The 10,136-nt window shown below is 55.1% G+C and carries 8 protein-coding genes; all 8 read left to right on the forward strand.

The annotated features are described in order from the left end of the window. Nucleotides 1-139 precede the first annotated feature (139 nt). The gene (locus tag B3V69_RS11875; protein ID WP_296446788.1) at nt 140-1,000 is read left to right on the forward strand and encodes a tyrosine-type recombinase/integrase; all 861 of its coding nucleotides are present in this window, start codon (nt 140-142) and stop codon (nt 998-1,000) included. A 29-nt stretch (nt 1,001-1,029) separates the two neighbouring features. Then, nucleotides 1,030-2,223: an IS91 family transposase gene (locus B3V69_RS11880; RefSeq protein ID WP_296446790.1), complete on the forward strand. Its 1,194-nt coding sequence runs from the start codon at nt 1,030-1,032 to the stop codon at nt 2,221-2,223. Nucleotides 2,224-2,574: 351 nt separating this feature from the next. Continuing rightward, nucleotides 2,575-3,552, forward strand: a complete 978-nt coding sequence (locus B3V69_RS11885; protein WP_296446792.1) for a hypothetical protein — start codon at nt 2,575-2,577, stop codon at nt 3,550-3,552. Beyond that, complete coding sequence (locus tag B3V69_RS11890) at nt 3,552-4,076, forward strand: hypothetical protein (protein WP_296446794.1); 525 nt, start codon at nt 3,552-3,554, stop codon at nt 4,074-4,076. Before B3V69_RS11885 ends, B3V69_RS11890 begins: the two co-directional genes overlap by 1 nt. 19 nt (nt 4,077-4,095) lie before the next feature. Further along, the gene (locus B3V69_RS11895; RefSeq protein ID WP_296446795.1) at nt 4,096-4,977 is read left to right on the forward strand and encodes a GIY-YIG nuclease family protein; all 882 of its coding nucleotides are present in this window, start codon (nt 4,096-4,098) and stop codon (nt 4,975-4,977) included. Nucleotides 4,978-5,101: 124 nt separating this feature from the next. Continuing rightward, entirely contained in the window at nt 5,102-7,963 is a 2,862-nt protein-coding gene (locus tag B3V69_RS11900) for a DNA methyltransferase (protein WP_296446798.1), read from the forward strand. Nucleotides 7,964-8,027: 64 nt separating this feature from the next. After that, complete coding sequence (locus B3V69_RS11905; RefSeq protein WP_296446800.1) at nt 8,028-8,801, forward strand: hypothetical protein; 774 nt, start codon at nt 8,028-8,030, stop codon at nt 8,799-8,801. A gap of 133 nt (nt 8,802-8,934) precedes the next feature. After that, nucleotides 8,935-10,136, forward strand: a 1,202-nt coding sequence (locus B3V69_RS11910; protein ID WP_296446802.1) for an RNA-binding domain-containing protein, incomplete at its 3' end; no start/stop codon positions are given.

The following is a 10,136-nucleotide window of genomic DNA, read 5'->3' on the forward strand; positions in this document are numbered from 1 at the left end:
TTGAACTAAACCGCTGACGCGGTGGTAGGTCCTCACAGGCCACCACCGCGTTTTTGTTGGCGGATGGCTTGCAATCGAGGCGATGCGGGAGAAGCCTTCGAGCTGGGGAATGTTCCCCGGATTTGAAGGAGTTTGTCGCATGAGACCTCTACGCCAAAGCATGATCGACGCCATGGTGGTTCGTGGCTTTAGTCCCAGCACCCGTGAGTGTTACGTCAATGCCATTTACGCCATGGCCAAGTACTACCGTCGTGACCCCGCCGAGTACACCGCCCAAGAGGTTGATGCCTACTTGCTGCACATGGTGCGTGACCGTCACCTCTCCTACAGCACCATGAACCAGGCCGCCAGCGCCGCGCGTTTCCTGTACGAGAAAGTACTGGGCCATGAACGCACACTGTTTCACATTCCGATGGCCAAGACACCGGACAAACAACCAGAACTGTTGGCCCGCGAAGAAATCGCCCGCCTGTTTGCGATCTGTTGGCATCCCATGCACCGCATGCTGCTGCAAACCATTTACGCCACGGGGCTGCGCGTGTCCGAGGCCTGCGCCCTGCACGTGGGCGACATCGACAGCCACAGTGACCGCATGTGCATTCGGGTGGCTTGTGGCAAAGGAGGCAAGGGACGCTACACCCTGCTCAGTCCAACCTTGCTGGGGTTGCTGCGCATCTACATGCGCACCTTTCGACCCAAGCCCTGGTTGTTCTGCGACGCCACCGGCACGCAACCCATCAGCATCGACACGGCCCAGCGCGCCTACCGAGCCGCCCGCCAGCACGCGGGCATCACCAAAAGCGGGGGCATCCACACACTGCGCCACGACTTTGCCACCCATCTGTTGGAGGGCGGCGTTGACCTCTTCACCATCCAGAAGCTGCTGGGCCATGGCCACATCAGCACCACGGCACGCTACCTGCACCTCATCAGCCCCCAATTCCGGCCCCCGAAGGGTGTTGATCCGCTGGACCTGCTGGCTGGCCTGCCCAAGCTGTAGGCCAGGTAAGCCTTCTTTGTAGCCTCCGCATGGCCACCCTGGCCGATGCGTTGCGCCAGTTTGGCCCAGCGTATCTGGCAACCCACGCTCTGAACACACCCCAGGCCAAAGCCTGGCGGGGCATTGCTGCCTGTCGCACGGCCGCGCTGGGTGGGCAGCAGTTGGCTTGTGACACCTGCGGTCACAGCCACTGGCAATACCACTCCTGCCGCAACCGACACTGCCCGCAGTGCGGCATGCGGGCCAAGGACGCCTGGCTGCAAGGCAGACTGGCCGAGGTGTTGCCCGTGCCTTACGCCCATCTGGTGTTTACCTTGCCGCACAGCTTGAACGGTTTGTATGGAACCCACCCGCGTTGGCTGATCGATACCCTGTTTGCATGCACCGCCCAAACCCTGTCTGAGTTTGCCGCCAACCCCCAATGGATGGATGCCACAAACGGCACGCCAGCGTTGAGCCTGGTCTTGCACACCTGGACGCACGACTTGCGCCGCCACATTCACCTGCATGCGGTGATGGCCTGTGGAGTGCTCGACCAAGATGGGCAGTGGAGCCTGCCAACGCGCAAACCGGACTTCCTGTTTCCGGTGCAGGCCTTGTCCAAAGTGTTTCGCGGCAAGTTTCTGGCGGCGCTGTCACGCGCTCACCACAAGGGCGACATTGAACGCGACCCGCAAGGCGATGACAAAGCCTGGCGCGAGCGACAGCGCCAACTCTACAAGCACGACTGGGTGGTGTACGCCAAGACGCCACTGGGTGGACCCGCCCAGGTGCTGGAGTACCTGAGCCGTTACACGCACCGCACAGCTATCAGCAATGAACGCATCCGCGCCATCAACACCGAAGAGGTTGCGTTCTCGGTGCGCGCCAATGACCAGGGCGGTAAACGTTTGGAGCGATTGCCGGGAAAAGAGTTTGTGCGCCGCTTCATGTTGCATGTGCTGCCCACTGGCATCAAACGCATCCGCCACTATGGGGTGCTGGCCTCAAGCTGCAAAGGGGTCAAGCTCAACGCCGCGCGGCTGGCCTTGCGGATGCCTGCGCCCAATCCGCAGGCCGTGGAGTCTGCTCAAGGGTTCATGGCGCGGGTGGCCAAGATGGATGTGGGTTTGTGTCCGTGTTGCAAGGTGGGACGCTTGCAGGTCGTCGCTGTGCTACAGGGGGCCGCCCGATTGCCTGCGCCCGCGCACGTAGTGACACAACAGAGCCGGGGGCCGCCGTGAGTCGTGGGTCTGTGCACGGTTTGGCATCGCAGCGCAAGAGGCTGGGGGTGGCGCTGCGCGCTGTGTTGGACAGGCTCGCGTGGGGCAGCGCAATACGTCTGCGCAACGCCATGATGCAGGGTACTGTGCCCGTTCGCCACGATGTTGACTGGCTGAAAATCACTCAAGCCCGGTCATAATCTGATTCAACAAATGGGGTGAAGCTTACAAACCCCTATCGCGACCGCCTCAGCAGGCGGTTCAGTCCAACATGGTTTATCAGCCGCGGGAGATGTTTATGGTTTTTACAAGCATTGCAGCGCGGCTGATAAACGCTAATCGTTCGCAATAGCACCATATGCAATAGAGCTTTTGGATGAACAGCGAAATGCTGTTGATCTGTGGAGCTTTAACAACAATCAGAACTTACGGCAGGTAATTCTTGAATACTACTTACAAGAACTTGAGACCTATCGTTCACTCGGAGGGAATCGTCTATTCCGCGTTTCCGAAATTTACTCCGCCAGCAATATTTCAATAGCTGGAAAATATGAAACGGGTGAACACGGTTTTAAGACCACAATTTATGACGTGGAAGCCAAGGCCGTCTCACACGAAAAGGGCCCAAGCGAAGCAGATATGTTGCCATTCATGTTTTCTTTCATTTTGCCAAATTCCGACTTGCAAAGTAAACGAAAGAAAGGACTATTGCTTCTTGCTCGTACGAAAACTTATGGCGTTAGAACTCTCACGATTCCACACCTAATGCATTACATCGAAGCACGATTTCCAGGCTATAGCTTCAATGTAAATAGAGTTTTCCCCGCTGCATTGGCACAGACCCTCCTATCTCAGGGGACGCTTAAAGCTATAAGGCTCATCAAAAATCGTCTACCTAATTCTCTTGAAGACTTCCTTGACCAAGATGACCGATCAAAAATTCAAAATATTGAAATCGTGGTGAAAGCACGAAGAGATATGAGTTTTTTTTCAAAGGACTATTTCTTGCAAATGTTGGCAGGCAAAGGAAACTTTCGGGCTTTATACGAATCGGTCGACATGGCATGTGACAATGTCAAATTGGATGTAGAGATTGGTGGGAAAATTCGACGCATTGATATTGGAAAACAAAGAGTTTCTAGCAACATTGATATTACCGAAGATATTGAAGTTGACATTACTGGTTATCCGAGCAAAGAAACTTGGTTTGCGAAAGCTGATGAGTTAGGTGAATCATTACTTGAGTCAATAGGAACTACTGTAGCTATTAAAACGTCAACTAAAATATTCCCGATGACCTCAAGCCCGCCACCAATAGGCAAACAGGAACTTCTCACAGAAGACGTGTAATGTTAAGTCAACTCAACCCGATTAACATTATCGAGGCGCACTTAAAGACGCTTGGCGCCAAGCAGCCAAATCAAATCGACGCAATCGACAAAAATGCATCGGCTGTTTTTTTGTTTTCTGGAATTCCCTTCGCGATATACCAATTCGTAACCGTGTTTCAAGGTTATTATCTTCCAGCGGAAACGGTAGGAGTTATTGTTTCCGCTGCAGCGATCATTGCTGGTCTATTACTTAACCTATTGGTACTGGTTTATACGCTTGTCATCAATCAAGCAGAAAAACTAACGGATGCTCGAAGACTATTTATAGATATTTCTCGACATACGTTTTACAACATCAGTTTCACGGTTTTTGTGAGTTTGGTCTTGGTTTTGGTAAGCTTGATGTGTTTGGCAAACAACGCGTATTTGAAGATTACTGGCAATATTCTGACCTTTTACATTGGGACATTAACCGCACTGTCTTTGCTCATGGTCCTGAAGAAATGCCACAAGCTGATCGACTTCTATTTTTCAAGAGCTTAATAGGGTTGGCGCTTTGAAAATGTCCCGCCCCCAAACCATCCAAATCTTCCTCCCCGCCGGTGACCCGCGTGGCATGCGCGTGGCCGAGATCACGACGCGCATTGTTCGCGTGATCGAAGTGCCGCGCAGCCAGTTGGCCGAGTTCGTCAAGACGCCCGAGGCGCTGCAGGTGGGCGTGTACTTTTTGATGGGCGAGCTGTCTGAGGCCGGCTTGCCGCGCGTGTATATCGGCCAGTCCGGCAGCGTCGGCAATCGGCTGGTGCAGCACAACCAGAACAAGGACTTTTGGAACCGGGCGCTGGTGGTGATCTCGCTGACCAACAGCATGACGCAGACGCACGCGCTGTTTCTGGAGTGGTTTGCCATTCAACAGGCCACCCAGGCCGGGCGCTACAGCCTGGAGAACGGCAACACCGGCGCGCGGCCCCACACGCCCGCGCCGCTGGAGGCCGACTGCCATGAGATTCACGAAACCGCGGCCACCCTGCTGGCGACGCTGGGCCAGCCGATTTTTGAGGCGCTCACTGGCGCCCCCGAGCGAGCGGATGGCAAGAACGAAGCGCCGGAGCTGTTTTACTGCAGGGGGCCGGAAGCAAACGGCGTGGGTGAATACACGTCGGAGGGGTTCGTGGTTCATAAAGGTTCAACGGCTCGAATTGAAATCGTGGCCTCGATTAAAGGCACGTCTCAAGAGCGCTTTCGTCAGCAGTTGGTGACTGAGGGTGTGCTGGCTCTGGACGGTGACCAATATGTTTTTACACGCGACCATCTTTTCGCAAGTCCGAGCATGGCGGCGATTGCAGTCCTGGCACGGTCCGCAAACGGATGGATTGAATGGAAGACTGTGCAAGGCCAAACATTGGACGGGGCCAAGCGGCAGTCAGTGAAAGTAGCCGGCTAACAGCCGCTATTCTTTATATAGCTTCTTACGCATAATGCACGCGGGCTAGAGGCCTAAAACGTATAAATTATTGTGGTAATCCACCGCCCTGACAGTCCCCAAGAAAAGAAACATTGACCCCACCATGCCCCTATCCTGGAACGAAATCAAATCCCGCGCGCTCACCTTCAGCCGCACCTGGGCCGACGCTGCCAATGAAGATAGCCAGGGCAAACCGTTCTGGATTGATTTCTTTGAAATCTTTGGCATCACCGACAAACGCGTCGCCACCTTCGAGCATGCGGTAAAAAAACTGCCCGGCATCAAAGCGAAAACTGACGGCTTTGTTGATCTGTTCTGGCCCGGCATGCTGCTGGTGGAGCAAAAGTCGCGCGGGAAAAATCTGGATGCAGCGCTGACGCAGGCGCTGTCTTACTTTCCCGGCATCCTTGAGCGGGATTTGCCGCAGATCATCATCGTGTGCGACTTTGCCCGCTTTCGGGTCCACCGGCTCACCACTGGCGAGACGATTGAATTTGCCATCAAAGACCTGCACAAGCACATTCGGCTCTTTGGTTTTGTGGCGGGTTACAAAGCGCTGGAGATCAAGCCGCAAGACCCCGTCAACATCAAGGCCGCCGAGCGCATGGGGCGGCTGCACGATGCGTTGAAGGCCAGCGGCTACACCGAGCACCCGCTGGAGGTGCTGTTGGTGCGCCTGCTGTTTTGCCTGTTTGCGGACGACACCGGCATTTTTCAGCCCGCTCAATCGTTTCGCACCTTCATTGAAGAACGCACCGCCAAAGATGGTTCTGACCTGGGCTCGCGGTTGGGCCAGCTGTTTCAGGTGCTCAACACCGATGAAGCCAAACGCAGCAAGGCGCTGGACGAACAGGTCGCGGCCTTTCCCTATATCAACGGCAAGCTGTTTTCCGAAACGCTGCCCATGGCCGATTTCACCAGCGCCATGCGCGAGGCCTTGCTGGACGCCTGTGCGCTGGACTGGTCGGCCATCAGCCCCGCAGTCTTCGGCAGCCTGTTCCAGAGCATCATGGACGAGAAAGCGCGGCGCAACCTGGGCGCGCATTACACGTCCGAGGAAAATATCCTCAAGCTGATCAAGCCGCTGTTTCTGGACGAGTTGTGGGCCGAGTTCGAGAAGGTCAAAAGCAACAAAAACCGGCTGTTTGAGTTCCACAAGAAACTGCGCACGCTGACGTTTTTTGACCCGGCCTGCGGATGCGGCAATTTTTTGGTGATCAGTTACCGGGAAATGCGCGAACTGGAGCTGGCTGTGCTGCGGGCCAGCATCAAGGACGGGCAGATGGGTGTCGATGTGCATGGGCTGATCCATGTGGACGTTGATCAGTTCTATGGCATTGAGATTGAGGAGTTCCCCGCCCAGATTGCGCAGGTGGCACTGTGGCTAATGGACCACCAGATGAATTTGAGACTGAGCGAAGAGTTTGGTTTTTACTTTGCCCGAATCCCCTTGCGTACCAGCTCACACATTGCCCATGGCAACGCGCTCAAACTGGACTGGAATGAGGTTTTACCAGCAGAGCGGTGCAGCTTTGTATTGGGAAATCCGCCATTCATTGGGTACAGCAATCAGAGTCCGGCTCAGAAGGCCGACGCTGAACTTCTATTCAGTCCTCTCAAAGGCGGCGGTATGTTGGACTTCGTCGCTGCTTGGTACGTCAAGGCCGCGAATTACCTCCGTGGAGTAGCGCAGACATCGCTGCGCGAAGAAGATCAACTGCGCTGCGCCTTTGTTTCAACCAACAGCATCACGCAGGGTGAGCAAGTTGCGGTGTTGTGGAGCTGGCTGTTGGCGCAAGGCATCCACATTCATTTCGCCCACCGCACCTTTCGTTGGAGCAACGAAGCCTCTGGTAAAGCGGCGGTGCATTGCGTCATCATTGGCTTTGGCCTGCAAGACCGCCACGGGAAAGTCATCTACGAATACGACGAGGTCAACGGCACGCCTCATCCGGTTCCTGCTCAACAAATCAACCCATATCTGATCGACGCGGCTTTTGTTGCAATTGAAAAGCGCCGGGACCCGATTTGTAATGTTCCAGAAATGGCCAAAGGCAATCAACCAACTGACGATGGCAACTTGCTTATGACTGATGCCGAAAAGGAAACTTTGTTGTTGGCAGAGCCGCAGGCTACCCCGCTGGTTCGCCGCTTCATGAGCGCGCGCGAGTTTCTGCACAACGAAAAACGCTGGTGCCTCTGGCTGGTAGATGCAAACCCAGCGCTGCTCAAGTCGTGCCCTGAAGTGATGCGACGAATACAGGCGGTCAAAACATTCCGGCTAAAGAGCAGCAAAGCCCTGACACGCGTGCAGGCGTCGACACCCGCCGTCTTTTCGGAAATCAGGCAGCCTAAGAATAGTTATCTACTGATACCGCGCCACTCATCCGAGAACCGCGCCTATGTGCCTTTTGGTTTTTTTGACTCTGACAATGTTGTTGCAGACTCATGCTCTTCCGTTCCCAACGCTACTCCATTTCATTTCGGCGTGATGTCCAGCGTAATGCACATGGCCTGGATGCGCTACACATGTGGCCGCATCAAGAGCGATTTTCGCTACTCCAACAGCATCGTCTACAACAACTTTCCCTGGCCAGATCTCACCCAAAGCTCCAAAGTAAACCAGCCTCCCGCCCCCATAGATAAAGCGCAAGAGGCTATCGAAAGTGCAGCAAAAACTGTGCTCGACGTGCGTGCCAAGTTCCAGTCTGGCGACGAGCCCGCCACGCTGGCCGACCTGTACGACCCGCTGACCATGCCGCCCGAGTTGCGCAAAGCGCACCAAAAGCTGGACGCCGCCGTGGACAAGGCCTATGAGCGCAGTGGCGGCAAAAAGAGCTACAAGAGCGATGCCGAACGCGTGGCTTTTCTGTTTGAGCTGTACCAGAAATACACCAGCCTGCTGCCGACAGACACCAAGGGCACCAAGAGGCGGCCAAAGGTCGTGGCAGCTCCAGCGCTATAGGCGAGCATCACCGATCGTTTGACCTTAGGCAACATCGACACAAATCGACCAATCCGAAACCGAAATGAACTCCGCGTCAAGACTTCACACGATCATTCAATTTTTCAATTCGGCAGATCCGAATGCATCCATCAATACGGCGTGGGAAAAGTATTTGGGTCCGGCGTCAAACGCGTTGACCGAGGAGGATGTCTTAACCGTAATTCAGGCTGTGCTCGCCGAAATACGGAGCATGGAAGTGAAACTTCGCTCCATTGGCGTGCCCGACAATTTATTTCATGACTGCGTCAGTCAACTTCGGACGGGGTTTTCCCCGACGCAACTCGCTGTGCCATGGAAATCACACCACGAGCAGATGTTGAAGCGCGCGACACCTTTGGCACTTCAATGGGCCGCTTGGACCTTGAGTCAATTCGACGAGAACGAGATTGATGAAATGGCGATGAAATCCCTGCGAGATAGCTTGGATGCTCAGGAGATGCTCTTGCAAGAAACAGATTTGCCTGTTGGATTGCGAGAAATGCTCGAACGCCAAACTGCCGGATTACGCCGGGCACTTCAGTTCTACAAAATTCAGGGCATAGGTCCGGTGCAAAAAGTCGTCAGTGATTCGATTGGAGAACTGGCAACCGCTCCTCAAGACCTTGTAACTGAAGTTGAAACGAGCCCATCCGCAGTCAAGCAGGCCTTTGAACAGGGAAAGAAGATGATTGGCAAGGCCGCAGAATTCGCCGACAAGGGCTCCAAAGTCATCAAGTTTGGCAGTGAAGTTTACAAACTCGGAGTCACTGGATTGCAACTAGGTCAGAGCCTGCTCACAACGGCTAACCCCACATGACGAATTCGCCAACTTTTCAGGAAAATGGCGTCATATTTCCATATATCGATAAAAATCATTCGAGCACGCGAACGACTCTCTCTATAGTTCGCTGCAGCAGCGTTACAGCAATCATGTCCAACCAGAGAACACCATGCTCAATGAACAACAGCTAAAGGCGCTGATGGCTGATCTTGAGTCGGACACCGCCGAGCGCACCGAATCCACGAACAACACCGACAAATTCGGGCAAGCGATTTGCGCCTTTGCCAATGACCTACCCAATCACCGTCGGCCTGGTTATTTGCTGGTTGGCGTCAAGGATGACGGCTCTTTGGCGGGCATCAAGGTGACGGACGATCTGCTCAAGAACCTGGCTGGCATCCGGTCCGACGGCAACATCCTGCCGCAGCCGATGATGAGCGTGGCGAAGTTTTCGCTGGCCGGGGGCGACGTGGCGGTGGTTGAAGTGCATCCGTCTGACTTGCCGCCCGTGCGTTACAAGGGACGCGTCCATATTCGCGTCGGCCCCCGCAAGGCAATAGCGAACGAGCAGGAAGAGCGGGCGCTGTCCGAGCGACGCATAGCGCAGGCCAAGTCCTTCGATGCCCAGCCATGCCTGGAGGCCAAAATTGATGACCTGGCGTTGGGGCAGTTCGATGCGTACCGGCGCGAGGCGGTGGATGCGGAAACTATTGCGGCCAACCACCGCCCGCTTGAGCAGCAACTGGCGTCGCTGCGTTTGTACGATCCAGATCGGGGCTGCGCCACGAACGCAGGCCTGTTGTTGATCGGGAAAAATCCCCGTTTCTACCTGCCCGGCGCCTATGTGCAATATCTGGAACTGCCCGGCACGTCTTTGACGGAACTGCCCGTTGATCAAGCTGAAGTGGCGGGCGATCTTCAGAGCGTCCTCAGAGAACTGCTCGGTCGCCTCCGGTTGTTGATCAAAACGTCGATGGTGCAAGTCAACCCGCTGCAAGAGAAGCTGGTACACAACTACCCGGAAGGCGCCATCCGCGAGCTGCTGATGAACGCGGTGATGCACCGCAACTACAACAGCAATTCCCCGATCCGGTTTTATGTGTTTGCCGACCACATTGAAATTCAAAGCCCCGGCGGCCTGTATGGCGAGGCGACACGGCAAAACTTTCCCACCCGAAACAGTTACAGAAACCCGGTGATTGCCGAAGCGCTCAAGTCGCTGGGTTTCGTGAATCGCTTCGGTTACAGGGTGCAGCGGGCGCAGGCGCTGCTGACTGAGAACGGAAATCCGCCCGCTGAATTTGAGTTTGATGAGCACTCGGTGCTGGTCAAGATACGCAAGCGGCCACCGGTCTTCGACAGTTACGGGCG

Origin of the sequence: Rhodoferax sp. UBA5149, assembly GCF_002413825.1 — a bacterium.
Lineage (GTDB): Bacteria > Pseudomonadota > Gammaproteobacteria > Burkholderiales > Burkholderiaceae_C > Rhodoferax.

What these genes read in the sequence shown, in the direction of transcription:
- B3V69_RS11890 (WP_296446794.1), top strand. Translation starts at nt 3,552, where the DNA reads ATGTTAAGTCAACTCAACCCGATTAACATTATCGAGGCGCACTTAAAG.
- B3V69_RS11880 (WP_296446790.1), top strand. Translation starts at nt 1,030, where the DNA reads ATGGCCACCCTGGCCGATGCGTTGCGCCAGTTTGGCCCAGCGTATCTG.
- B3V69_RS11900 (WP_296446798.1), top strand. Translation starts at nt 5,102, where the DNA reads ATGCCCCTATCCTGGAACGAAATCAAATCCCGCGCGCTCACCTTCAGC.
- B3V69_RS11905 (WP_296446800.1), top strand. Translation starts at nt 8,028, where the DNA reads ATGAACTCCGCGTCAAGACTTCACACGATCATTCAATTTTTCAATTCG.
- B3V69_RS11895 (WP_296446795.1), top strand. Translation starts at nt 4,096, where the DNA reads ATGTCCCGCCCCCAAACCATCCAAATCTTCCTCCCCGCCGGTGACCCG.
- B3V69_RS11875 (WP_296446788.1), top strand. Translation starts at nt 140, where the DNA reads ATGAGACCTCTACGCCAAAGCATGATCGACGCCATGGTGGTTCGTGGC.